At 67.5% G+C, this 24,556-nt stretch carries 24 protein-coding genes; 10 read left to right on the plus strand and 14 right to left on the minus strand.

Annotated features, from left to right (window positions below; translation table 11 throughout):
• Positions 1-85 precede the first annotated feature (85 nt).
• The gene (locus tag ADE01S_RS22655; RefSeq protein WP_062684003.1) at positions 86-328 is read left to right on the plus strand and encodes a hypothetical protein; all 243 of its coding nucleotides are present in this window, start codon (positions 86-88) and stop codon (positions 326-328) included.
• Positions 329-359: 31 nt separating this feature from the next.
• Here the strand turns inward: ADE01S_RS22655 and ADE01S_RS22660 are convergent, their stop codons facing one another.
• From ADE01S_RS22660 to ADE01S_RS22680, 5 genes are all read right to left on the minus strand, one after another.
• Positions 360-1,934, minus strand: a complete 1,575-nt coding sequence (locus tag ADE01S_RS22660; protein ID WP_062684004.1) for a sensor domain-containing diguanylate cyclase — start codon at positions 1,932-1,934, stop codon at positions 360-362.
• Between the two features lie 319 nt (positions 1,935-2,253).
• A complete protein-coding gene (locus ADE01S_RS22665; protein WP_062684005.1) occupies positions 2,254-2,472 on the minus strand; it encodes a hypothetical protein in 219 nt (72 codons plus the stop codon).
• A gap of 119 nt (positions 2,473-2,591) precedes the next feature.
• Positions 2,592-3,683 carry an AI-2E family transporter gene (locus tag ADE01S_RS22670; RefSeq protein ID WP_062684006.1) on the minus strand — a complete coding sequence of 364 codons (1,092 nt, stop codon included), beginning with the start codon at positions 3,681-3,683 and terminating at the stop codon, positions 2,592-2,594.
• Between the two features lie 55 nt (positions 3,684-3,738).
• Positions 3,739-4,452 carry a DUF3053 family protein gene (locus ADE01S_RS22675; RefSeq protein ID WP_062684051.1) on the minus strand — a complete coding sequence of 238 codons (714 nt, stop codon included), beginning with the start codon at positions 4,450-4,452 and terminating at the stop codon, positions 3,739-3,741.
• A gap of 155 nt (positions 4,453-4,607) precedes the next feature.
• Positions 4,608-5,117, minus strand: a complete 510-nt coding sequence (locus ADE01S_RS22680; protein WP_062684007.1) for a GNAT family N-acetyltransferase — start codon at positions 5,115-5,117, stop codon at positions 4,608-4,610.
• A gap of 92 nt (positions 5,118-5,209) precedes the next feature.
• On the opposite strand from ADE01S_RS22680, the gene ADE01S_RS22685 reads away from it, so the two are divergent.
• The 3 genes from ADE01S_RS22685 (at position 5,210) to ADE01S_RS22695 (ending at position 7,328) form a co-directional block, all read left to right on the plus strand.
• Entirely contained in the window at positions 5,210-5,569 is a 360-nt protein-coding gene (locus tag ADE01S_RS22685) for a hypothetical protein (RefSeq protein WP_062684008.1), read from the plus strand.
• A gap of 699 nt (positions 5,570-6,268) precedes the next feature.
• The gene (locus tag ADE01S_RS22690; RefSeq protein WP_062684009.1) at positions 6,269-6,550 is read left to right on the plus strand and encodes a hypothetical protein; all 282 of its coding nucleotides are present in this window, start codon (positions 6,269-6,271) and stop codon (positions 6,548-6,550) included.
• Positions 6,551-6,635: 85 nt separating this feature from the next.
• Positions 6,636-7,328 carry a cytochrome b/b6 domain-containing protein gene (locus tag ADE01S_RS22695; RefSeq protein WP_062684010.1) on the plus strand — a complete coding sequence of 231 codons (693 nt, stop codon included), beginning with the start codon at positions 6,636-6,638 and terminating at the stop codon, positions 7,326-7,328.
• A gap of 78 nt (positions 7,329-7,406) precedes the next feature.
• Here ADE01S_RS22695 and ADE01S_RS22700 read toward each other — a convergent pair whose 3' ends face one another.
• Positions 7,407-7,865 (minus strand): c-type cytochrome, encoded by a 459-nt coding sequence (locus ADE01S_RS22700; protein WP_062684011.1) that lies wholly within the window; start codon positions 7,863-7,865, stop codon positions 7,407-7,409.
• 58 nt (positions 7,866-7,923) lie between these two features.
• A complete protein-coding gene (gene purB, locus ADE01S_RS22705; protein ID WP_062684012.1) occupies positions 7,924-9,300 on the minus strand; it encodes an adenylosuccinate lyase in 1,377 nt (458 codons plus the stop codon).
• A 160-nt stretch (positions 9,301-9,460) separates the two neighbouring features.
• Here purB and ADE01S_RS22710 point away from each other — a divergent pair, with 160 nt between their 5' ends.
• Positions 9,461-10,066 (plus strand): glutathione S-transferase, encoded by a 606-nt coding sequence (locus tag ADE01S_RS22710; RefSeq protein WP_062684013.1) that lies wholly within the window; start codon positions 9,461-9,463, stop codon positions 10,064-10,066.
• Positions 10,067-10,576: 510 nt separating this feature from the next.
• Here the strand turns inward: ADE01S_RS22710 and ADE01S_RS22715 are convergent.
• The 3 genes from ADE01S_RS22715 to gcvA form a co-directional block, all read right to left on the minus strand.
• Positions 10,577-11,395, minus strand: coding sequence for a sulfite exporter TauE/SafE family protein (locus ADE01S_RS22715; protein ID WP_062684014.1), 819 nt, complete (start codon positions 11,393-11,395; stop codon positions 10,577-10,579).
• Positions 11,396-11,511: 116 nt separating this feature from the next.
• Positions 11,512-12,627, minus strand: a complete 1,116-nt coding sequence (mnmA, locus tag ADE01S_RS22720; protein WP_062684015.1) for a tRNA 2-thiouridine(34) synthase MnmA — start codon at positions 12,625-12,627, stop codon at positions 11,512-11,514.
• A gap of 7 nt (positions 12,628-12,634) precedes the next feature.
• A complete protein-coding gene (gene gcvA, locus ADE01S_RS22725) occupies positions 12,635-13,561 on the minus strand; it encodes a transcriptional regulator GcvA (RefSeq protein ID WP_062684016.1) in 927 nt (308 codons plus the stop codon).
• Positions 13,562-13,840: 279 nt separating this feature from the next.
• On the opposite strand from gcvA, the gene ADE01S_RS22730 reads away from it, so the two are divergent.
• The 5 genes from ADE01S_RS22730 (at position 13,841) to ADE01S_RS22750 (ending at position 18,973) form a co-directional block, all read left to right on the plus strand.
• Positions 13,841-14,830, plus strand: coding sequence for a Bug family tripartite tricarboxylate transporter substrate binding protein (locus ADE01S_RS22730; protein WP_062684017.1), 990 nt, complete (start codon positions 13,841-13,843; stop codon positions 14,828-14,830).
• Positions 14,831-14,897: 67 nt separating this feature from the next.
• Positions 14,898-15,773, plus strand: coding sequence for an N-formylglutamate amidohydrolase (locus ADE01S_RS22735; RefSeq protein ID WP_062684018.1), 876 nt, complete (start codon positions 14,898-14,900; stop codon positions 15,771-15,773).
• Positions 15,774-16,098: 325 nt separating this feature from the next.
• Positions 16,099-17,217 carry a Re/Si-specific NAD(P)(+) transhydrogenase subunit alpha gene (locus ADE01S_RS22740; protein ID WP_062684019.1) on the plus strand — a complete coding sequence of 373 codons (1,119 nt, stop codon included), beginning with the start codon at positions 16,099-16,101 and terminating at the stop codon, positions 17,215-17,217.
• Between the two features lie 2 nt (positions 17,218-17,219).
• A complete protein-coding gene (locus tag ADE01S_RS22745) occupies positions 17,220-17,537 on the plus strand; it encodes an NAD(P) transhydrogenase subunit alpha part 2 (protein WP_062684020.1) in 318 nt (105 codons plus the stop codon).
• Positions 17,534-18,973 carry an NAD(P)(+) transhydrogenase (Re/Si-specific) subunit beta gene (locus tag ADE01S_RS22750; RefSeq protein ID WP_062684021.1) on the plus strand — a complete coding sequence of 480 codons (1,440 nt, stop codon included), beginning with the start codon at positions 17,534-17,536 and terminating at the stop codon, positions 18,971-18,973. The genes ADE01S_RS22745 and ADE01S_RS22750 overlap by 4 nt, the downstream gene beginning before the upstream one ends.
• Before the next feature lie 63 nt (positions 18,974-19,036).
• Here the strand turns inward: ADE01S_RS22750 and glcF are convergent, their stop codons facing one another.
• The 4 genes from glcF to ADE01S_RS22770 all read right to left on the minus strand — a co-directional run bounded on the left by glcF (position 19,037) and on the right by ADE01S_RS22770 (position 24,525).
• On the minus strand, positions 19,037-20,278 hold the full coding sequence (glcF, locus tag ADE01S_RS22755) for a glycolate oxidase subunit GlcF (protein ID WP_062684022.1): 1,242 nt from the start codon (positions 20,276-20,278) through the stop codon (positions 19,037-19,039).
• Positions 20,279-20,284: 6 nt separating this feature from the next.
• Positions 20,285-21,391, minus strand: a complete 1,107-nt coding sequence (gene glcE / locus ADE01S_RS22760) for a glycolate oxidase subunit GlcE (protein ID WP_062684023.1) — start codon at positions 21,389-21,391, stop codon at positions 20,285-20,287.
• Between the two features lie 12 nt (positions 21,392-21,403).
• Positions 21,404-22,903 (minus strand): FAD-linked oxidase C-terminal domain-containing protein, encoded by a 1,500-nt coding sequence (locus tag ADE01S_RS22765; RefSeq protein ID WP_062684024.1) that lies wholly within the window; start codon positions 22,901-22,903, stop codon positions 21,404-21,406.
• A gap of 206 nt (positions 22,904-23,109) precedes the next feature.
• Entirely contained in the window at positions 23,110-24,525 is a 1,416-nt protein-coding gene (locus tag ADE01S_RS22770) for an FAD-binding oxidoreductase (protein WP_062684025.1), read from the minus strand.
• Between the last annotated feature and the right edge of the window lie 31 nt (positions 24,526-24,556).

A 24,556-nucleotide genomic window follows, 5' to 3' on the forward strand; every position in this document is an offset into this window, starting at 1 on the left:
CCCCCGGGCGCCCCGCAAGCCTGCGGGGCGGCAGTGGCCGAAAGCGACGCCGTCGCCCAGGCAAACAAATGGGAGAGAAAGCCGCATGACCATATCGATACGCAGATTGAGCGACGTGCTCGCCAGCACGGAATCGGGCCGGCTCTATCGGATAGAGGTGTTCCTGCAGGCCGATGGCTCGGGCGCCGCGGCACGTCCGCCCGATCCGGCGCGCTACATTCTCCGAACCTCCGACGGCGAGCGCGTGCACCTGCTGGACCGCAACCGCTATCGCCTGACCTCGGGCGAAGTCCTGACCGCCCTGTCGCCCTCCAGTTCCGAAGGCTAGGCCGCCTTTCCAACGCAAGCGGCAGGCGGCGCTAGGCGTCCATCACCACCCGCCGCTTGCCCTCCCCCTTGGCCTTGTAGAGCGCCACGTCGGCGCGCTCCAGCAACTGCCGCAAGGCCATGCCGGAGTGCGGGAACACGGCCACGCCCACGCTGGCGGAGACCGTGGCGCGGATGCCGGGATAGGGCTGGGAGAGGCACTCGACCAACGCCTCGGCCACCAGCCGCGCATTCTCCTTGTTGGCGCCGATCAACAGCACCGCGAACTCGTCGCCCCCGAGGCGGGCCGCCACGTCCGACACGCGGACCGCGTCGGCCATCCGCTCGGCCGCTTCCTTGAGCACGGCGTCGCCGGCCGCATGCCCGTGCATGTCATTGACCGCCTTGAACCCGTCCAGGTCGATCGCCAGGATGGCGAAGGATTCGCCACTGCGCTGGGCCACCGCCAGCTCGCGCAGCACCAGTTCGCTGAACAGCACCCGGTTGCACAGGCCGGTGAGCGGGTCGTAGTGCGCCAGATGCTGCGCATGCGCCAGCATGCGCGACGCCTGCAACAGCGCGCCGCCCACTTCGGCCACTTCCTTGATGCGCGTGGCCGGCAGCTCCACCGCGCGCCCCTTGCCCAGGGCCAGCGCGGGCGAGACCAGCCCCTGCACCGCCGAGGTCAGACGGTACGCGAGCCGCAGCGCCAGCCACAACCCCAGGCCGAAGGCGAGCAAGGTGCCCAGCGCGACCCAGCCGATGGATCGGTACAGGTCGGTGGTCACCAGGGTCATGGGCGCGCCGGCCGCCACCGTCCATCCCGACAGCGACGAGCGGCTGAACGCGGTATAGACAGGCGTGCCCTCTTTCGTGACGGTCTCCAGCGAGCCTTCGCTTTCCTGCTGCACGGCGCGGGCCAGCGCGGGAACGGCCTTCTGGCCGACGAACTTCGAGGTGTCGCGCGTGCGCGCCACGATGGTGCCCGAGCCGTCCAGCACCGCCGCCACCCAGCCGTCCGGCAAGGCCCGGCGGCCCAGCACCTTGCCGATGCGCTCGGGCAGGATCCCGACGTTCAGGCTGTAGATCACTTCGTCGCTGCGCACCACCGGCACGCCGAGCGCGATGGTGGGGCGCAGGCTCATGCCGCCCGTGAACAACCCGCTGAGCACCGGCGAGCGCGTGTGGAATACGCGGCCAAGCTCGGCGGGCGCGCTGGCCGTGGGCAGCGGCGTGCCGAAGGGCACCTGGGTATTGATGAGCTGGCGGCCGTCCTTGTCGGTCAGCACGTAGTGGTCGACGATCTGGAACCGCGCCGCGTCGCGCGCGCGCTCGTGGAAACCGGCAAGGTTGCCGGCGATGAGGTCCGGCGAGGACGCGAGCATCTGCAGCCCGGCCTCGACGCCGGTCAATTCGCGATCGAGGATCGCGGTGAGATTGCGCGCGAGGAAAATCGTGTCGCGGAAAATCCGCTCTTTCTGGATGACGTAGCTTTCGTACACGGCCACCGACGCCACCACCAGCGCGGGCGAGATACACGCGACCACCAGGGCCAGCAGCCCGGTGCGCATGGAGTAGCGGCGCGGGAGGCGTACCGGCGCGCCGACGATGGCCTGAGTCTCAGGCATGCGCGCCCCCGCCGGGCACTGCCTTGCGGCTGCGAGGCTGCGATCGGACTGTCACCATCGGACTCATGCGCCTCCCGAAACGTCCGGCCCGGCCCGTCGCCGAAGCACGAACAGAAGTCAGAAATTATTACAGAAGTTCGCGATCGCACAATCCGCAACGCGGCAAGCGGATGCCAGTGTGACAAAAACCCCGGCGTCCCCAATTTACTCCCAAACACGCCGGCGGACCATGCCCCCCTTGCGCGGCGGCGGGACGAGCGCTCGCGAGGCGATACGGAGATCGCCCGGAGAATGGAACAGGGAATGCGCCGCGGCGCGACTACTCTTCCAGGTCCGGCGTGCCGGTGAACTGGCTCTTGAGCAGGGTCAAGGCGCCCTTCTCCGCCAGCGCCTCGTTGGGAAAGACATGCTTCGTGTCTTCCAGGATGGGAAAGCCGAAGACCCGCACGCGGGTGCGAAACCCCTCCGGGACCTCGGCGAATTCGATGTCGAAGTTGCGTTCTTCGATCCAGCCCGACCGATGCAGTTTCCATTCCATATGCAACACGCTCCTGATAGGCGAAGTCGACACGAAAGGCCCGCCCCGACCGGGGCCGGACGCTGCTACACCATACACCGGTATCGGGGCGCGCGGATGACGCCGCGCGCCCCGCTGGCCTACTTCTTCGCGGGATCCCGCTCGCCAGACGCGCCGGCCATGCCTTCCGGCAAGGGCGCGAACAGATCCCAGCTGGCCATGAACAGCGCGGCGATCAGCGGGCCGATCACAAAGCCGTTCAACCCGAACAGGGCCATGCCGCCCAGCGTGGAAATCAGCACCACGTAATCGGGCATCTTGGTGTCCTTGCCCACCAGGATGGGGCGCAGCACGTTGTCGACCATGCCGATGACCAGCACGCCGAACGCGATCAGCACCACGCCCTTGACGGTGGCGCCCGTCAGCAGGAAGTAGATCGCGACGGGGGCCCAGATCAGGCCTGCGCCCACGGCCGGCAAAAGCGACAGAAAGCCCATGATCACGCCCCAGAGCAAGGCGCCCTGGATGGAGAGGACCGAGAAAATGATGCCGCCCAGCGCGCCCTGTGCCGCCGCGACGGCGACGTTGCCCTTCACGGTGGCGCGCACCACGGTGGTGAATTTGCGGAACAGATGCTGCTTGTGCGTATCGCTCAAGGGCATGGCGCGCTTGAGCCGCGCCGACAGCTGCGGGCCGTCGCGCAACAGGAAGAACAGCAGGTACAGCATGATGCCGAAGCTGATCACGAACTGGAACGTGTCCTGCCCGATGCTCAACGCCTGGGTGGCCAGGAACTGGCTGGCCTGCATCGCGCCCGCGCTGAGCTTTTCCTGCAGGCTGGGGATGTCGGCCAGGTCGAAGCGCGCCAGCACGTCATGCACCGAGGGCGGCAAGGCCGCCATGGCCTGCTGGAAGTAGGCGCCGAAATTGATCTGGCCGGACTTGATGCTCTGATAGAGATTCGCGCCTTCGCGCACCAGCGATCCGCTGATGACGACCAGCGGCAGGATCACCAGCAGCAGCACCAGCAGCAGCGTGATCAGCGCCGCCAGGTTGCGCCTGCCCCCGATGCGCGGCACCAGGCGGCGCTGCAAGGGCGCGAAGATGATGGCAAGAATGGTGCCCCAGAAAACGGCCCCGTAGAAAGGCCACAACAACCATCCGAACGCGATGGTGACCACCACCAGCAGGAGCAAAAAGGTTCTGTAGTGCACGCTGGAAGATTGACTCATGTTCCGTCCCAGGCACGGCAAGCGCCGCGAGACCCGCATTGTACAAAGCGCCGGCTCAAGGCTCGCCGTGGGCCAGGGCCGCCGCCTGGGAGACGGCGGCGCGGGCGCGCTCCAGGCCGTCCGACTGCGAGTTCAGCCCTTGCAGGCGCAGGTTCAGCTCCTGCTGGAGCGTCGGCGTGGCGACGCGCGCCTGGCCGTCGGCCAGCAGGATATCCGCCGCGTTCGCGGCCACGAAATCCGCCACGCCCAGGGCGTCGCGCGCGACCGCGTCCATTCGCGATGCGGCATCCATGAGCTCGGCCGCGGGCGCCGTCACCGCTTCGTCGTACACACCGTCGTAGACGGGCGCGAGGTCGGGCGGCAGCGCCATCGCGGCGCGCGCCTTGTCCGCGCTGGCGCGGGCGTCCTCGATCTCGCCGGCCTGCTCCGCCAGCGTCTTGCGGGCCGCCTCGAAGCGCGCCCTGCGTTCGACGATCTCGCTCACCGAGCGGATGGTCTCCGCGGCCAGCACGTCGCGCAGGGGCAAGGCGGCCTTGGCCATGGCCTGCTGGAAATCCGTGATGACCTCGTAGGCGTCGGCATAATCTCCGATGGCCTCCTTTTCCGGCTCGCTCAGCACCGCCAGCGGCGTCAGCGCTCCGCTGCCGATCCGGGCTTGCAGCAACTGGATGAACGCCGCGCGTTCCTGCGGCTCTTTGTTGACGCAGGCCGAGAGCAACAGCATCGACGCCGTCGCCAGGCCCAAGAGGCAAGCTCGCAGCAATGCCATGCCCATCCTCCATGCATGCGGGTTTGCGGAAGCGGCGCAGCCCGGTACCGCGGCCGCCGCCCTCCGCCAGATTATCCCGAAGCGCCAGGCGCGCGCCGCGGGCGGGCGGATTTTGTTGCCATCGAAGCGTGTTGACACAGGGCGGAGCCGGCGCATCACGGCTCGACGGGGCACGCCATCGCGCAGCGGCGCAGGGGATCGAAACCCGCCTCCGCCTCCAGGCGCAGGCGCGCCAGGAGCGGCGCCGGCAACCGGTCCGGCGCCAGCTCGGAGAACCCGTGCCGCCGGTAGAAAGGCCCGTTCCACGGCAGTTCGCGATCCGTGGTCAGCAGCACCGACCCATAGCCGGCGGCGCGCGCGTGCGCGCGCACGGCCGTCAGCAAGGCCTTCCCCAGCCCGCGTCCCTGCCAGGGCATGGCCACCGCCATCTCGGCAAGATAGAGATCGCGCTCCATGGGCCGGGTGAGCGCGAAACCCGCAGGCCGCCCGTCTTCGCCTTCGGCGATCCACAGCAGCCCCGCGGCCCGCGCCTGCTCCAGCACCGCCGGCGGCACGGGGTCGTCGTCCGCGGCCCAGGCCATGGGAGTGCCCAGGAAGCGCTGTCCGGCGGAACGTTCGATATCGGCCAGGGCGGCCAGGTCGGAGGGGCGTGCGAGTCTGATCATAGGCATCGAAGTATGCCTCATGCGCGGCGCCGGCCCCTTCCCATAAAATAGCGCTTTCGGCCCCGCGGGCCGCCCGACACAGCCTTTCTCACATGACTCAGAACGCTACCCCCGACGCCTGGGGCTTCGCCCATCCCGATTGCCGCGGCGCCGCCGCCCTGCTGTTTTTCATGAACGACCTCGCGCGGGTGGTCAACCAGTACCTGGGCCACGGGCAACTGACCGACGAGGCCCTGGCCGACGCTCAGAAAGCGGTCGACGCCCTGCTGGACCGCTACGTGGAGATCCAGGCGGCCCCGGAAGCCTTCGACAACGAGCGCATCGGGCTCGCGCTGGAAACCGAGCGGGGGCCGGACGGCCAGATGGGCGCCCAGGTGGCGCTGCGCATGTCTCCGCGCCTGGAAGGCCTGATCATCGAAGCCCAGCGCCAGGCTCGGCCCGCCGCCCACTAAGGCACTAAGGGCTGCCCAGGCGGCGCCTGGAAGCCGGAAACCGCGGCCGGCCCGGCCTTCCAGCCCGATCTTTCGATAAAACGCTTGCAAAACACACCAACCTGCATTATCATCGACTGTTGAGTGCTGCATATGCAGCGTTTCAAGTAAAGACTGGCAAGTGAAAACCGGCGCCTGGTTTTCACCCGCGGAGCGGGCAAGAGCCCCTTCCCCGGCACTCAATGGCAAGACCGCCTTTCGCGCCAATTTCCATCAGAAAACAAAACGGCGCGTGGCCCGGGCCTTGTAAACCCAGGTCACACAACCCGGGCCATACGATTCGGGCCATACGATTCGGGCCATACTACTCGGGCCACACTACCGGGACGGTCCTGCAAACAAACCGCAACGCACATCAGCCGCGCCACGAGCAGGCGGTACCACGGCTGCCTTGCGGCGCTTTCCGGCAAGAACCCTTTCCGGCAACCCCTTTGCGCCAGACGCTTTTTTGCGCTGGCGAACGCATCGTCGCGCAAGCGCGCAACATGCCTGAAACGATGCCGCGCCAGACTGGGCGATGGCATCGCAGCCCTGATCCCTGCGTGAAAACATGAGAATGCGCAAAGGATCGGAGGCGATTGTGAGGTAGTGTCATGGCATGCCTGCCAGCCATGCGCCACCGTGCTTTTCCTATAACTAGAAACCAAGAGAACAAACACCATGAATACTCGTTTCACCACCTCGGACCTGATCCGACGTCCCGCCCATACCAAGCTGGACAACATGCCGATCCATGTCGGCGACATCGTCTACCTGCAACCCGTGGACGGCCCGGAAATCCGCGCAACCGTCATTTTCAACGCGCCGATCGACGGCATGACCACGTACACGACCGAAGTCGTGCCCTGCGGCGCGCCCGCGCAGAAGGCCCCGGCCCAGCGCATCCGCTTCCGCCACGAGCACGTGCATCGCATCGAACCGGTGCGCCGCGCCGCGCGCTGAACCCGTACGCCCCTCCCGCCCTCCCCGCGGCGGGGCGGCCGGTGCGTGATAAAGTCCCTGGCAACCTTGCCCTGGCGCTCCCACCATGCAGAACAACCGTCACGCGGTCCATATCTGGGACCTTCCCACTCGCATCTTCCATTGGGCGCTCGTCGTCTGCATCGTCGGCGCCTTCGTCAGCGTGAAGCTCGGCGGCCTGTACATGGATTGGCACGTGCGCTTCGGCTGCACGGCCCTGGGCCTGATCCTGTTTCGCCTGCTGTGGGGGTTCTTCGGCCCCCGTTACGCCCGTTTCACTCAATTCCTGCGCGGCCCGGCCGCCGTGGCCCACTACCTGAAGGGCGCCGCCGCGCCCGCCGGCCACAACCCCCTGGGCGCGCTATCCGTCGTGGCGCTGCTGCTGGCCATCGGATTCCAGGCCGTCAGCGGCCTGTTCACCACCGACGACATCATGACGCAGGGCCCGCTGTTCGGACACGTCAGCGCCGCCTTCTCCGGCGCCATGACGTCCTGGCACAAACTCAACGAGTGGATCATCATCGGCCTGGTGGCGCTGCACCTGGCCGCCGTGGCCTGGTACGCGCTGGTGCGCCGCAAGCGGCTGGTCCGCGCCATCATCACGGGCAAGGTCGACGCCAAGGACGTGCCCGCCGGCACGCCGCCCGCGCAGGACGGCTTCGCCGTCTGGCTGCGGGCCCTGCTGCTGGGAGCCTGCGTGACGGGCCTGGTGCTCTGGATCCGGTCGCTGGAAGTGGCGGCCGACATGTCCTTTTCCTGAGCGCCGCGCCGGCAAAGAGAAAGCCCCTCGCGAGGGGCTTTTTTCTTGCGTTGGGGCCGCCCGCGGACGGTCCGCGGCTTACTTCTTCTTGCGGTACGAATCGTGGCAGGCCTTGCAGCTCGCGCCGACATCGCCGAACGCCGCGCGCAGCTTGTCGAGGTCGCCGGCATCGGCGGCGGCCGACAGCTTGACGATGTTGTCCTGGAAAGCCTGCTGCTTCTGCTTGAAGCCGGCGGCATCGCTCCAGATTTCCGGACGGGCGTCGCCGCCTTCCGTGCCCGCGCCGAACGCCGCCCACGGCAGGGCCGACAGCGTCTTCAGCACTTCCACGTTGGCCTTGATCTGCGCGGCGTCATAGGGCGCCTGGCCCTTGACTACCGGCGCCATGCGGCCGAAGTGCGAGGCCATCAACGTCAGCGCCGACTGGCGGTACTTGACCGCGTCCTCGGGCTTGGCGAACTGGGCGGAGGCGTTCGTCGCCAGCAGCGGCCCAACCGTCATACAGGCCAACGCGACGAGCGTGGACAACTTCTTCATTGCTATCTCCCGTAAGGTCACAACAAGATGCCGCGCGCCATGCGCGCGGCAGGGCGGACTATACCGCCCGCGCCAGCGCCGCCGCCAACCCGATATACGAGCGCGGGGTCATCGCCAGCAAACGGGCCTTCGGCTCTTCCGGCAGCGCCAGGCCCTGGATGAATTCTCGCAGGCCTTCCTCGGTAATCCCCTTGCCCCGCGTCAAAGCCTTGAGCTGTTCGTAGGGTTGCGGCAGGCCATAGCGGCGCATGACGGTCTGCACCGGCTCGGCCAGCACTTCCCAGCACGCGTCGATGTCGGCGTCGATGGCGGCGGTATTGACTTCCAGCTTGCCCAGGCCGCGCATGCAGGCATCCCACGCAACCAGGCAATAGCCCAGGCCGACGCCCAGGTTGCGCAGCACGGTGGAGTCGGTGAGGTCGCGCTGCCAGCGGGAGATCGGCAGCTTGTCGGCCAGATGGCGCAGCACGGCGTTGGCCAGGCCCAGGTTGCCTTCGGAATTTTCGAAGTCGATCGGGTTGACCTTGTGCGGCATGGTGGACGAGCCGACCTCGCCTTCCTTCAGGCGCTGCTTGAAGTAGCCGAGCGCCACGTAGCCCCAGATGTCGCGGTCCAGGTCCAGCACGATGATGTTGGCGCGGGTGATGGCGTCGAACAGCGCCGACATCCAGTCGTGCGGCTCGATCTGGATGGTGTGGCGGTTCTGGGTCAGGCCCAGGCCGGCCAGCACGCGCTGGCTGAAGGCGGGCCAGTCGATCTCGGGGTAGGCGGACAGGTGGGCGTTGTAGTTGCCGGTGGCGCCGTTGAGCTTGGCCAGCGGCTCGACGGCCTCGACCGCGGCGATGGCGCGGTTCAGGCGCGCGGCTACGTTGGCGAATTCCTTGCCCAGGGTCGTCGGGCTGGCGGGCTGGCCGTGCGTGCGCGACAGCATGGGCTGGTCGGCCTGGGCGATGGCCATCTCGTTCAGCTTGGCGGCGAGCTCGCGCAGGCGCGGCACGACGACCTCGTTGCGCGCGCGGGTCAGCATCAGCGCATGCGAGGTGTTGTTGATGTCTTCGGACGTGCAGGCGAAATGGATGAACTCGGCGGCGCGGGCCAGTTCGGCGTCATCCGCCACTTTTTCCTTCAGCCAGTATTCGACGGCCTTGACGTCGTGGTTCGTGACGCGTTCGATGTCCTTGATGCGGGCGGCGTCCGACTCGGAGAAATCGCGCACCAATTGCTGCAGGCGCGCGCGGGCGGCCTCGGAGAAGGCGGGCAGTTCGGGCAGCCCGGCGTCGGACAGCGCGACCAGCCAGGCCACTTCGACTTCGACGCGATGCGCCATGAAGCCGGCCTCGGACAACAGGCCGCGCAGCGCGTCGCCCCGGGAAGCGTACCGGCCATCCAATGGCGAAAGGGCGTTGAGTTGGCTAAGCTGATCGGCGATTTGCATGGTCTGGGAAAGAAAAAGCGGGGATTGAGCGAATCGGGCGATTTTATCATCCGGAAGCGTGCAACATTGTGGCAAACTGGCGAAGATTCCGGCCTGCCGGCGGCCCGACCTCACACGGCCTGCTATACTTCGGCCGCTTTCCGACTCCGCTTGTGACTCCATGAAACTGATCGGCTCGCTTACCAGTCCTTACGTGCGCAAAGTGCGTATCGTCATGGCCGAGAAAAAGCTGGACTACCGGCTTGAACTCGAAAACGTCTGGTCCGCCGACACGCAGATCCAAACGTACAACCCGCTGGGCAAGGTTCCCTGCCTGGTCATGGAAGATGGCGGCGCACTCTTCGATTCGCGCGTCATCGTCGAATACCTGGACACCCTGTCTCCCGTGGCCCGCCTGATTCCGCAGCCGGGACGCGACCGCGCGGCCGTCAAATGCTGGGAAGCCATCGCCGATGGCCTCCTGGATGCATGCGTGACCATCGTGAAGGAAAACCAGCGTCCCGAGGCTCAGCGCAGCCCCGAATGGATCGAGCGCCAGCACTCCAAGATCCACGCCAGCCTCGACGCGATGAACAAGAGCCTGGGCGAGAACGCCCATTGCATGGGCATCAACTACAGCCTCGCCGACATCGCCGTCGGCTGCGCGCTGGGCTACCTGGACCTGCGCTTCGCCTCGCTCGACTGGCGCGCGGACCACCTGAACCTGGCCCGCCTGTACGACAAGCTGTCCCAGCGGCAGTCGTTCGTCGACACAATACCGGGGTAGCCCCCCCCCCGAAGCGCTGCGCGCTTCCCCCCCGGGGGGGCGCCGCTACGGACCGGCGGAGCCGGATCCGTGCGGCCCCGCTTCCTTCTTCTGGCAGAGCCGCGTTCGTTCGTGCGATTTTGATTCGCCCATTCCAGCGGAGCCGGATTCTTGCGGCCCCGCTTCCTTCTTCTGGCAGAGCCGCGTTCGTTCGTGCGATTTTGATTCGCCCATTCCAGCGGAGCCGGATTCTTGCGGCCCCGCTTCCTTCTTCTGGCGGAGCCGCGTTCGTTCGTGAGATTTTGATTCGCCCATTCCAGCGGAGCCGGATCCGTGCGGCCCCGCTTCCTTCTTCTGGCGGAGCCGCGTTCGTTCGTGCGATTTTGATTCGCCCATTCCAGCGGAGCCGGATTCTTGCGGCCCCGCTTCCTTCTTCTGGCGGAGCCGCGTTCGTTCGTGCGATTTTGATTCGCCCTTTCCAGCGGAGCCGGATTCTTGCGGCCCCGCCCTTGCGGGACGGGGCCGTGGGGCTTAGGCGGTAAAGGTCTGCCAGGCCTTGAACAACATGTAGCCGGCCAGTGCGAACAGCAGGCAGGCGAACACGCGCTTCAGGGTCTGCACGGGCAGCTTGTGCGCCATGCGCGCGCCCAGCGGCGCCGTCAGCACGCTGGTGCACACCAGCGCCAGCAGCGCGGGCCAGTAGATGTAGCCCAGCATTCCGGGACGCGATTCGCCCGAGTTCAGGCCCGACACGACGTAGCCCACGCTGTTGGCCAGCGCGATGGGAAAGCCCAGCGCCGCCGACGTGGAGACGGCGTTGTGCAGGGCCACGTTGCACCAGACCATGAACGGCACCGACAGGAAACCGCCCCCCGCGCCCACCAGACCGGACAGGAAGCCGATGCCGGCCCCGGCCGCGCTGGTGCCCACCACGCCGGGCATCTGGCGGCTGGGCTTGGGTTTCTTGTTGCGCAGCATGCTCCAGCCGGAATAGCCGACGAACAGGGCGAAGAACAGCGACAGCCACAGCGTGCTGAGCGCGGCGAACACGGCGCCGCCGGAGAACAGGCCGCCGATGATGATGCCGGGCGCCATCGCCCAGACGATGTTCCACTTGATCGTGCCGCGTTGTTGATGGGCCCGGACGCTGGAAATGGACGTGAACAGAATCGAGGTCATCGACGTGGCGATGGCCGCGTGCACCACCAGGTCGGCGGGCATGCCCTGCCAGGCGAACAGCATCGTCAGGAACGGCACCAGCAGCATGCCGCCGCCTATGCCCAGCAGGCCTGCCGCAAAGCCGACCACGCCGCCCAGCACCAGCAGGCTAATCAACATCGATACATCCACAACGGTCTCCCTATTTCTTCTTGGTCATGAACAAGGCCCCTGAGGCAACGCCCCAGGGGCCTTTGGAAAAGGTCTGCGCCCGGCCGGGCGCATTCCGGCGAGGGCCGGCGCATCGCCTACACGATGATGCCGCCCCCCAAGCAAACTTCGCCATCGTAAAGCACGGCGGACTGTCCGGGCGTCACCGCCCATTGCGGCTCGGTGAAATCCAGCGCGAACTCGGCCTGCGTGGCGCCATCGAGACGGCATGCCGCATCGGCCTGCCGGTAGCGCGTCTTGGCGCCATAGGCGCCGGCGGCCGGCGGACGGCCCGCGATCCAGCTGGCGTCCTGAGCCCGCAATTCGCCCGAGAGCAGCCAGGGATGGTCGTGCCCTTGCACCACGTACAGCACGTTGCGCTCCAGGTCCTTGCGGGCCACGTACCAGGCCTCGGCCGTGCCGTCCTCGCGCTGCCGCCCCTTCACGCCGCCCACGCCCAGGCCCTTGCGCTGGCCCAGCGTGTAGAACGACAAGCCCTCGTGGCGCCCCACCGTCATGCCTTCGGGCGTCATGATGGGGCCGGGCTCGGTCGGCAGGTAGCGGTTCAGGAATTCCCGGAACGGCCGCTCACCGATGAAGCAGATCCCGGTGGAATCCTTCTTGGCGGCATTGTGCAGGCCGATTTCGTGCGCGATGCGCCGCACTTCCGTCTTGTGGATCTCGCCCAGCGGGAACAGCGTGCGCGACAGCTGCGCCTGGTTCAGCCGGTGCAGGAAGTAGCTTTGGTCCTTGGACGCATCCAGCGCCTTGAGCAGCTGGAACTCCGTGCCGCCGCCCTCGGCCGGCACTTCGCGCACCCGCGCGTAGTGGCCGGTGGCGATGCGCTCGGCGCCCAGCGCCATGGCGTGATCCAGAAACGCCTTGAACTTGATCTCGGCGTTGCACAGCACGTCGGGATTGGGCGTGCGCCCCGCGGAATACTCGCGCAGGAATTCCGCGAACACGCGGTCCTTGTATTCGGCGGCGAAATTGACGAACTCGAAGTCGACGCCGACGAGGTCGGCGACGCTGGCCGCGTCGAGGAGGTCCTGGCGGGTGGAGCAGTATTCGGAATCGTCGTCGTCTTCCCAGTTCTTCATGAACAGGCCGATGACTTCATAGCCTTGCTGCTTGAGCAGCCAGGCGGTGACCGAAGAATCGACCCCGCCGGACATGCCCACGACAACGCGGCCCTTATTGGATTTTTGACTCATGATGACGCTATTTTAGATCGGACCGGGCTTCTTCCTGCGGCTGCGGCTCGGCCGCGCGCGATACTTCCATCAGCCAGGCGCGGAAGGCCTGGAGCGTGGGCAGGTTGGCCTTCTGCTCGGGATAGCACAGGTAATAGCCCATGCGCGCGCGGATCGGCAGCTGGATGGCGACGGCCAGCTTGCCGTCGCGCAGTTCGTCCTCGATCAGGCAGCGCGGGATCAAGGCCACGCCGAACCCCGCCGCCGCGGCCTGCGACAGCAGCGCGTACTGGTCGAAGCGGGCGCCTTCCAGGCTGCGCCGGGTATCGCAGCCGGCCTGCTCGAACCAGTCGCGCCAGCCTTCCAGCGCCGAGGTGTGATGCAGCAGCGGATACGCCAGCAGGTCCGCGGGCGACGTACAGCCGCCCGGGATCAGGCGCGGGCTGCACACCGGCAGGATCTCGCGGCCGACGATGTAGTCCGCCCCGCTGCCCGGCCAGATGCCCTCGCCGAACCGCACGGCGGCGTCCAGTTCGGGGGTGGAGAAATCGTAGCCCTGGCGGTGCGGCAGGAATTCCACGTGGATGTCGGGCCGCAGGCGCATGAAGGCCGTCAGCCGCGGAATCAGCCAGCGGGCGCCGAACGTGGGCATACAGGTCAGGTTGAGGGTGCCGCCCTGCCCCTGGTGCGCGATCAGCTCCACGGTGGCGGCCTCGATCTGGCCCAGGCCGGCCTGGATCTTGGTGAGGTAGCTGCGCCCGGCCTCGGTCAGGACCAGGCCTTGCCTGATCCGCAGGAATAGCTCGATGCCGACGAACTCCTCCAAATGTTTCACTTGTTTACTGACCGCGCCCTGCGTCACGCACAGTTCCTGGGCCGCGCGCGTGAAACTGCTGTGCCGGGCGGCCACTTCGAACGCCTGGAGGTCCGTTAAAGAGGGACAGAAACGCCGCATAAATATCGCTCCCACGGCTGGCGTGGGCTCCTTGCCCGCAAGAGGGCCGTGTATGCCGGGGCGGCCCGGACAGGCGGGTTGCGCACCCCGTCGCGCACACAGATTGTTTCAGGTTGCGGGGCAAAAACAGCGGCGCGAAAGGCCGCCGCCAAAAGAGGCATGAAAAAAAGTCATAGCTTACGGAGAAAGTTTCGTTTGCGCAAACGGGGCCGCCAGGAAAGAATCGTTGCGTTTGCGTCTGCCTTTGCGCATCCGCTTTCCAATTCATTAGGGGAATCCATGCAACGCCGTAAAGTTGTCCTGGGCCTGTGCGTCGCCGCCGCGACCCTGGCCTCGCCGCTCACCTCGGGCATCGCGCACGCCGAAGACGCGTACCCGTCCAAGCCCATCCGCCTGATCGTTCCCTTCCCGCCCGGAGGCACCACCGACATCGTCGGCCGCCTGTTCGCCGACAAGCTGGGCAAGGAACTGGGCCAGACCGTCGTGGTGGAAAACCGCGGCGGCGCCGGCGGTTCGATCGGCAGCGCCTTCGTTGCCAGCAGCGCGCCGGACGGCTATGTCCTGGGCATCGCCACCGTCAGCACGCACGGCATCAACCCGGCCATCTACCCGAACCTGCCGTTCGATGGCGAGAAGGACTTCACGCCCATCTCGAACCTGGCCGCCGTGCCGAACATCATGACCATCAACCCGAAGGTCCAGGCCAAGAACATCGCCGACTTCATCAAGCTGGCCAAGAGCGAGCCGGGCAAGCTGACGTACGCGTCCGCCGGCAACGGCTCGGTCTCGCACATGATGGGCGAACTGTTCAAGATGGCCTCGGGCACCAACCTGATGCACGTTCCGTACCGCGGCGTGGGCCCGGCGCTGAACGACGCGCTGGCCGGCCAGGTCGACGTCATGTACGACAACCTGCCCTCCACGCTGCCGCACGTGCAGTCCGGCCGCTTGATCGCCATGGCCGTCGCCTCGCCCAAGCGCGTCGCGTCCCTGCCCGACGTCCCGACCTTCGCCGAAGCCGGCCTGCCCGCGGTCAACGACGCGTCGTGGTTCGGCCTGGTCGCCCCGGCCAAGCTGCCCGCGCCGATCCTGGCCAAGCTGAACGCCGCCGTCCAGAAGGTCAGCGCCGAAGCCGACGTCAAGGCCCGCCTGGAAGCGCTGGGCGCCTCGCCCGCCGCCAACACCTCGGCCGAATTCGGCGCGCAGATCGCCGCTGAAATCGCCAAGAACAAGCGCATCGCCAAAGAAGCCAACGTGAAGATCGACTGATCGATCTTCGATCCCCGCCGCCCGCCGGGGCGCGGGGATCTCCGATTCACGAACGCAACACCCCCTTATGCGAATTACCCAACCCCTGTCTTACCGGCTCGACCTTCCGCAGCAATATCCCGATTCGGAACCCTCGGCCCCGCTCGTGCTGGACTCCCCGCACAGCGGCACCGCCTACCCTCCCGATTTCGCGGCCGCGGTGGACTTTGGCGCATTGCGCACTGCCGAGGACACCTGGGTTGACGACCTCTGGGGCGACGCCATCGAAATGGGCGTCCCCATGATCGCCGCCGCCTTCCCGCGCGCCTACATCGATGCCAACCGCGCGCCCGACGAGATCGACGAGCTGCTGCTGGACCAGCCCTGGCCCGACGCGCTCAACGCCTCGCCCAAGGTCAAGCTGGGCAAGGGCCTGATCTGGCGCATGCTCGACGACGGCACGCCGCTGTACAACCGCAAGCTGACGGTCGACGAAGTCCGCCATCGCATCGACGCCTGCTGGAAGCCCTACCACGCCGCCCTGGGCCGCGTGCTCGACGACGCCCACCGCAAGTTCGGCAAGGTCTGGCACATCAACTGCCACTCCATGCCCAGCGTCGCCGGCGCCTTCGCCACCGACCGCCCCGGCCTGGTCCACCCCGATTTCGTGCTGGGCGACCGCGACGGCAGCACCAGCGACCCGGCCTTCCGCGAATTCATCGCCGCCTGGCTGCGCGAACGCGGCTACGACGTCACCGTGAACGACCCCTACAAGGGCGTGGAACTGGTGCGCGCCTTCGGCCGCCCCCAGGAAGGCCGCCACAGCCTGCAGATCGAAATCAACCGCAAGCTCTACATGGACGAGGTCTCCCTGCGCCCGTCCGAGAACTACGGCCGCCTGAAAGCCGACCTGCGCGACCTCACCGCCGCGCTGATCACCTGGACTCGCGCGCAAACGGCTTGACGCCGGACGTTTGCGCGCAGTGCCGGCCAGCGGCGTGGTAAGCCTGGCCGGAATAGTGGGCTGAAAAGCCCCAGCCCCATGGTTCGCCATGGGGTTTTTTTTGGGCCGCCCCAAGGCGGGCCAGCCCCCTTGGGGGGCAGCGAGCGAGTGAAGCGAGCGCGGCGTGGGGCCCACAACACCAACCTCCGCAAGAACAGCCGGCCCGCCGCCGGGCCGCCCCAAGGCGGGCCAGCCCCCTTGGGGGGCAGCAAGCGAGCGAAGCGAGTGCGGCGTGGGGGCATATTCCCGTGTATAACTACGGCGAACCTTCTGAGGAGAGGCGTAGATGCACATCGGGATACCAAAAGAAACCCGAGACGGGGAAACCCGTGTCGCAGCAACACCGGAGACCGTCAAGAAGTACGTAGGCGGCAAACACACCGTCGTCGTGGAGCGCGGGGCCGGCGCTGCCGCCCGCTATCTCGACGACGCCTATGAGGCCGCGGGCGCCACGCTCGGCACCGCCCAGGATGCCCTGGGCGCCGAACTGGTCATGAAGGTTCGCGCGCCGGATTCCACCGAATTGGCCCACATGAAGCCGGGCGCCGTCGTCGTCGGCATGCTCGATCCCTTCGACGCCGAAGGCCTCGCGCAGATGGCGAACGCCGGATTGGTCGGATTCGCGCTTGAGGCCGCGCCCCGCATCACGCGGGCCCAAAGCCTGGACGTGCTGTCCTCGCAGGCCAACCTCGCCGGCTACAAGGCCGTGCTGCTGGCCGCGCACCACTACGGCCGCCTGATCCCCATGATGATGACCGCCGCGGGCACGCTGAAGGCCGCCCGCGCCGTCGTGCTCGGCACCGGCGTCGCCGGCCTGCAGGCCATCGCCACGGCCAAGCGGCTGGGCGCGGTGGTGGAGGCCTCCGACGTGCGCCCGGCCGCGCGCGAGCAGGTGGAGTCCCTGGGCGCGAAGTTCATCGACGTGCCCTTCGAGACCGACGAAGAGCGCGAGATCGCGCAAGGCACCGGCGGCTATGCCCGCCCCATGCCGCCCGCGTGGATGGCGCGGCAGGCCGCGCTGGTTTCCGAACGCTGCAAGCAGGCGGACATCGTCGTCACGACGGCGCTGATCCCCGGCCGCCCCGCGCCCACGCTGGTTTCCGAGGAAACCGTCGCCGCCATGAAACCCGGCTCGGTGCTGGTGGACCTGGCCGTCGAACGCGGCGGCAACTGCCCGCTGTCCGAGAAAGGCAAGGTGGTGGAAAAGCATGGCGTGACGCTGATCGGGCTGACCAACCTGCCCGGCCTGGTCGCGACCGACGCCTCGGCGCTGTATGCCCGCAACATCCTGGATTTCCTGAAGCTCATCATCAATGCCGACGGCGCGCTGGCGATCCAGCGCGACGACGAAATCGTGGCGGCCTGCCTGGTGTGCGAAGGCGGCAACGTGACGCGGAGAACCTGAACATGGAAGCGATCAACCCCACCCTGATGAACCTCATCATCTTCGTGCTCGCCGTCTATGTCGGCTATCACGTCGTGTGGAACGTCACCCCTGCCCTGCATACGCCGCTGATGGCCGTCACCAACGCCATTTCCGCCATCATCATCGTGGGCGCCATGCTGGCCGCCGCGCTGACCGAGGGCGGACTCGCGCGCGGCATGGGCGTGTTCGCCGTGGCGCTGGCCGCGGTCAACGTGTTCGGCGGGTTCCTCGTCACGCGGCGCATGCTCGAAATGTTCAAGAAGAAGGACAAAAAGCCGGGCAAGGAGGGCGCGCAATGATCTCGCTGAACCTCGTCACGCTGCTGTACCTCGTCGCCTCGGTCTGCTTCATCCAGGCGCTCAAGGGCCTGTCGCATCCCACCACCTCGCGCCTGGGCAACCTGTTCGGCATGACCGGCATGGCCATCGCCGTGCTGACCACGGCCGCGCTGATCGTCGGCCTGGCCCGCGACGGCGCCGCCACCATCGGGCTGGGCTGGGTGGTGCTGGGCCTGCTGGTGGGCGGCTCCATCGGCACGCTGATGGCCAAGCGCGTCGAAATGACGAAGATGCCCGAACTGGTCGCTTTCATGCACAGCATGATCGGCCTGGCCGCGGTGGCCATCGCCGTGGCGGTCGTGGCGGAACCGCATGCCTTCGGCGTCGCGCCGGCCGGCATGCCGATTCCCACCGGCAACCGCTTCGAACTCTTCATCGGCACCTTCGTGGGGGCCATCACCTTCTCGGGCTCGGTGATCGCGTTCGGCAAGCTGTCGGGCAAGTACAAGTTCCGGCTGTTCCAGGGCGCCCCGGTGGTGTTCACCGGCCAGCACATGCTGAACCTCGCGCTGGCGCTGCTGATGCTCGCCTGCGGCATCTGGTTCATGCTCACCCAGGAATGGACGCCTTTCGTGATCATGACCCTCATCGCCTTCGTGCTGGGCGTGCTGATCATCATCCCGATCGGCGGAGCCGACATGCCGGTGGTCGTGTCCATGCTGAACAGCTATTCCGGGTGGGCCGCGGCCGGCATCGGCTTCTCGCTCAACAACCCGATGCTGATCATCGCGGGCTCGCTGGTGGGCTCCTCGGGCGCCATCCTCTCCTACATCATGTGCAAGGCGATGAACCGCTCGTTCTTCAACGTGATCCTGGGCGGCTTCGGCGGCCAGGCAGGCGGTGCCGCGGCGGCGGGCAGCGCGCAGCAGCGCAGCGTCAAGTCCGGCAGCCCGGACGACGCGGCCTTCCTCATGACCAACGCCGAGAGCGTGACCATCGTGCCCGGCTACGGCCTGGCCGTGGCGCGCGCGCAGCACGCGCTGAAGGAGCTGGCCGAGAAGCTGACCGAGCGCGGGGTGACGGTGAAGTACGCCATCCACCCGGTCGCGGGGCGCATGCCGGGCCACATGAACGTGCTGCTGGCCGAGGCCGAGGTGCCGTACGACCAGGTCTTCGAGATGGAGGACATCAACAGCGAGTTCGGCCAGACCGACGTGGTGCTGGTGCTCGGCGCCAACGACGTGGTCAACCCGGCGGCCAAGAACGACCCGAAGTCGCCGATCGCCGGCATGCCCATCCTCGAAGCCTACAAGGCGCGCACCGTGATCGTGAACAAGCGGTCGATGGCGTCCGGCTACGCGGGGCTGGACAATGAACTGTTCTATATGGACCGCACCATGATGGTCTTCGGCGACGCGAAGAAGGTGCTCGAAGACATGGTCAAGGCGGTGGAGTAGACCGGCGGGCGCCTGCCCCGCCGGGGCGGGCGCCGTTTCCCCCCGGGGCCGCGTTCGCCGGCCTCAGCCTTGCTTGCCCGCCTGACGGCGCAGCTGCTCGTCCACCACCTCGACCCAATGCCTCACGGGCGTATCGGTGCCGCTTTGCAGGTGGCCGATGCAGCCGATGTTGGCCGACAGGATCACGTCCGGCCCGCCAGCCGCGATGGCGCCCAGCTTGCGGTCCCGCAGTTGCAGCGCGATCTCGGGATTCAGCACCGAGTAGGCGCCCGCCGAGCCGCAGCACAGGTGTTTGTCGGCGAAGGGCTGCAATTCGAAGCCCAGGTCCGCGAGCAGTTGCTCGGACAAGGGGCGCAGGCCCTGCCAGTGCTGCAGCGTGCAAGGCGGATGGAACGCCGCCCGGGTGCCCGCGGGCAGACGCGAGCGCAGCCGCTGGGCGTATGGCGCGACGATCTCGGCCACGTCCTTGACCAGCGCCACCACGTCCGCGGCCTTCTGCGCGTAGGCGGGGTCATGCCGCAAGTGATGGGCGTATTCCTTCACCATCGCGCCGCAACCCGACGCGTTCATGACGATGGCCTCGATCTTGCCGTCCTGCACCAGTGGCCACCAGGCGTCGATGTTGGCGCGCATTTGCGCCAGCGCGGCGTCCTGCGCATCCAGATGGAAGCTGACCGCGCCGCAGCAGCCGGCCCCCGGCGCGATGCGCGCGCCGATGCCGATCGCGTCCAGCACGCGGATGGTGGCGGCGTCGATGGTCGGCATCATGGCGGGCTGCACGCAGCCGGCCAGCATCAATACCTGGCGAGCATGCCCGCCGACGTCCGGCAGCGCGCCCGCGTCACGGCGCTCGGGCACCTTGCGCCTGACCGATACCGGCAGCAGCCCGCGCACGGCCTGCCCCAGCCGCATCGCGGGCGCGAACAGCGGCGACATCATGGCCTTGCGCAGCAGCGTGCGCTTCGTTTTCTCGCTCCACGAACGCGGCACGCGCTCATCGACGATCTTGCGGCCGATGTCCACCAGGTGCCCGTACTCGACGCCCGAGGGGCAGGTGGTTTCGCAATTGCGGCAGGTCAGGCAGCGGTCCAGGTGCAGCTGGGTGGACTGCGTGGGCTCGGCGCCCTCCAGCACCTGCTTGATCAGGTAGATGCGTCCGCGCGGACTGTCGAGCTCGTCGCCCAGCACCTGATAGGTCGGACAGGTGGCGGTGCAGAAGCCGCAATGCACGCAACGCCGGAGGATGGCGTCGGCCTCGTTGCCCAGATCGGTATCGCGTGCCCAGGATGCCAGCTTGGTTTGCATGATGCCCTATAGCTCCATGACCAGGCGGCCGGGATTGAACAGGCCGGCCGGATCGAGCTCTTGTTTGAGCCGGCGCGTGATCGAAGCGATCCCCGGCGCCAGCGGATGGAATACGCCGTCGGCCGGCGGCCGGCCGTGGCCGGTGCGGAACAGCGTCGCATGACCGCCCAGCCTCGCCGCGGTCTCGCGCAACGTGGCGGCGTCATGCGTGCCCGACAGCCAGCGCTGGCCGCCGCCCCACTCCAGCAGGGTCGGGCCCAGCCCGAGCGCCGCGGCCGTAGGCGGCAAGGCCAGGCGCCACAAGGGCTGGCCCGGCGCGAAGAAGGGATGGGTCTGCTCGCGCAGCGAGCGCCACCAGGCCGACGCCGCCGCGGGCGCCATCGCCTCGCCGCCGATCAGCTGACGGGCGCTGGCCACCGCGGGGGGCGCGCCCGACAGGCGCACGGTCATGGCGCCTTCGGCCTGGGCATCGTCGCCGGCCCAGCTGGTGGCGGAAATCGGCAAGGGCTTGCCGCGCCACAGGGCGAAACTGGCCAGCGCCTGCGCCTGCGTGGCGGGTAGCACCAGCGTCAGTTCCTCCATCGGCCGGGGCACGACTTTCAAGGACACTTCGAGGATCGCGCCGAAGATGCCGTGCGATCCCGCCAGCAGGCGCGACACGTCGTAGCCGGCCACGTTCTTCATGACCTCTCCGCCGAACGACAGGATGCGCCCTTCCGAATCCAGCAGCTGCGCGCCCAGTACGAAATCCTTCAGGGCGCCCGCGCTCATGCGGCGCGGCCCCGCCAGGCCCGCCGCGACGCAGCCGCCCACGGTGGCCGCGGGCGAGAAATGCGGGGGTTCGAAAGCCAGCATCTGGCCGTTCTCGGCCAGCGCCGCTTCAAGCTCGGCCAACGGCGTGCCCGCGCGCACGGTCACCACCAGTTCGGACGGGTGATAGCTGACGATGCCTCGATAGGGCGTCATGTCCAGCAGGCAATGCCCGTCCTGCGGCGTTACCGGGCGGTAATTGCCATAGAACGCCTTGCTGCCTCCGCCCATCACGAACAGGGGTTTGTGGCCCGCACGGGCCGTCATGACCTGGTCGCACAATTCCGACAGGACAAAATCCATGAGGGGTGCGTCCTAGAAACGGGCGAGATCGGGGAAGCGCAACTCGCCAGCGTGGACGTGCATCTTGCCGTATTCGGCGCAGCGGGCCAGCGTGGGAATGACCTTTTCAGGATTGAGCAGGCACGGCGGATCGAAGGCCCGCTTCACTGCCAGGAACGCGTCGAGTTCTTCGCGAGAGAATTGCACGCACATTTGATTTATCTTCTCCATTCCCACACCGTGCTCTCCGGTCACGGTTCCTCCTACCTGCACGCACAGCTCAAGAATGGCGGCGCCGAATTTCTCGGCGCGCTCCACTTCGTCCGGCTTGTTCGAATCGAACAGGATCAGCGGATGCAGATTGCCGTCGCCCGCGTGGAACACGTTGGCGCAGCGCAATCCGAATTCATCCTCCATCTGCTCGATGGCGCCCAGCACGCGCGCCAGATGGCGGCGCGGAATCGTGCCGTCCATGCAATAGTAATCGGGCGATACCCGCCCGGCAGCCGGGAACGCATTCTTGCGGCCCGCCCAGAACTTCAGGCGCTCGGCCTCGGAGGTCGAGACCTGGCAACGCGTGGCGCCGGCCTCGCGGAACACGGCCTCCATGCGCGCGATCTCGTGCGCCACCTCTTCGGGGGTGCCGTCCGATTCGCACAGCAGGATGGCCTGCGCGTCCATGTCGTAGCCCGCGCGCACGAACGGTTCGACCATGTGCGTGGCGCGCCGGTCCATCATTTCCAGGCCGGCCGGGATCATGCCCGCGGCGATGACCTGCGTGACCGCGTTGCCCGCGGCCTCGACGCTGGAAAAGCTGGCCATGACGACCTGCGCGCAGGCCGGCTTGGGTATCAGCTTGACGGTCACTTCGGTGACCACGCCCAGCATGCCTTCGGATCCGATGAAGACGGAGAGCAGGTCCAGGCCGGGCGCGTCCGGCGCCTCGGAACCCAGCTCGACGACGTCGCCGTCGATCGTCACCACGCGCACGCGCAACACGTTGTGCACGGTCAGCCCGTACTTCAGGCAATGCACGCCGCCGGAGTTCTCCGCGACGTTGCCGCCGATGGAACAGGCGATCTGGCTGGAGGGATCGGGCGCGTAATACAGGCCGTAGGGCGCGGCCGCTTCCGAGATCGCGAGATTGCGCACGCCAGGCTGGACGATGGCCGTCGCGCTCGCCAGGTCGATGTGCTTGATGCGGTTGAACTTCGACAGCCCGAGCAGCACGCCCCGGCTGTGCGGCATGGCGCCGCCCGACAGGCCAGTGCCGGCGCCGCGCGCCACGAGGGGCGCGTTCAGCCGCTTGCAGATGCGCATGACGGCCTGCACCTGTTCTTCGGTTTCAGGCAGGGCCACGACCGCCGGGAGGGCGCGATAGAGGGAAAGGCCGTCGCACTCGTAAGGGCGGGTGTCCTCTTCGCGGAACAACACGCAGTGCGGGGGCAACGCCGCCGACAGGGCCTCGATGAGCTGCTGCAAAGAATAAGGCGCCTGCACTTGTGCCAGGCCGGTTTCGACCAATGAATTCATGAGCGCAACAATAGCGCGAGCGCCCGCTATAAGCAGGCCGGGATTTACCCGCATCCGGACGCGGCGCGGGCCTGACGATAAGTAACCAGCCGTAAAACGGAGGCGGCCGCCCGCCTCCGCAATGCGCTTTTCGCCGCGGCGCGAGCGCGCAGGCGAAAAAAAAGCCGACGGTGATCCGTCGGCTTCGGACGCGGCCGCCAGCGGCCTCAAGCCTGCCAGGAAACGATCTTGCCCGGGTTCAGGATGTTGTTCGGATCAAACGCATGCTTCAGGCTGCGCATCAGTGCCAGCGCATCCTCGCCGTGCTCCTCGGCCATGAACTGCATCTTGTGCAGGCCCACGCCGTGCTCGCCGGTGCAGGTGCCGTCGGCCGCGATCGCGCGCCGCACCAGGTTGTGGTTGATGGTTTCGGACTCCTGCCATTCCTCGGCGTTGTCCGCGTCGAGCAGCATCAGCACGTGGAAGTTGCCGTCGCCGACGTGGCCCACGATGGTGTAGGGAAAGCTGGCGCGGTCCAGTTCCTCGACCGTGTCGCGCACGCAATCCGCCAGGCGCGAGATCGGCACGCACACGTCGGTGGTGCTGGCGCGGCAGCCGGGGCGCAGCTGCAGGCCCGCGAAATACGCGTTGTGGCGGGCGGTCCAGAGGCGGCTGCGGTCTTCGGGACGCTCGGCCCATTCGAAGTCCATGCCGCCATGGTCCGCGGTGATCGCCTGCACGGTCTCGGCCTGCTCCTGCACGCCCGCCGGGCTGCCGTGGAACTCGAACACCAGCAACGGGGTTTCGCGCAGCGTGAGCTTGCTGTGCAGGTTGACGGCGCGCACGCTGGCCGCGTCCATGAATTCGACGCGGGCGACCGGCACGCCCATCTGGATGATCTCGATCACGCTCTGCACGGCGGCATCGAGCGTGGGGAAGTTGCACACCGCGGCGGACACCGCCTCGGGCTGCGGATACAGGCGCACCGTGACTTCGGTGATGATGCCCAGCGTGCCTTCGCTGCCCACGAAGATGCGCGTCAGGTCGTAGCCCGCCGACGACTTGCGCGCGCGCCCCGCCGTGCGGACGATGCGGCCGTCGGCCGTGACCACGGTCAGGGACATGACGTTTTCGCGCATGGTGCCGTAGCGCACGGCATTGGTGCCGGAGGCGCGCGTGGCGGCCATGCCGCCCAGGCTGGCGTCGGCGCCCGGATCGATGGGGAAGAACAGGCCCGTGTCGCGGATTTCTTCGTTGAGCTGCTTGCGCAGCACGCCCGCCTGCACGGTGGCGGTCAGGTCTTCGGCGTTCACCGCCAGCACCTTGTTCATCTGCGACAGGTCGAGGCTGATGCCGCCCTGGATCGCCAGGATATGGCCTTCCAGCGACGAGCCCGCGCCGTAGGGGATCAGCGGCACGCGGTGCTCATTGCACAGGCGGGCCACCTCGGCCACGTCTTCGGTCGTCTGCGCGAAGACCACGGCGTCCGGCAACATGGCCGGATAAGGCGATTCGTCGCGGCCGTGATGCTCGCGCACCGCCGCGGATTCGGACAGGCGGTCGCCAAAGCGCGCGCGCAAGGCATCCAGACAGGCGGCCGGCACCGGGCGGCGCAACGATTCGGCATGCAGGGGGGCGTTCATGGTCAGCGTGTTCTCTGGGTTCGTTAACCTG

The sequence above is a fragment of the Achromobacter denitrificans NBRC 15125 genome, assembly GCF_001571365.1.
Lineage (GTDB): Bacteria > Pseudomonadota > Gammaproteobacteria > Burkholderiales > Burkholderiaceae_B > Achromobacter > Achromobacter denitrificans.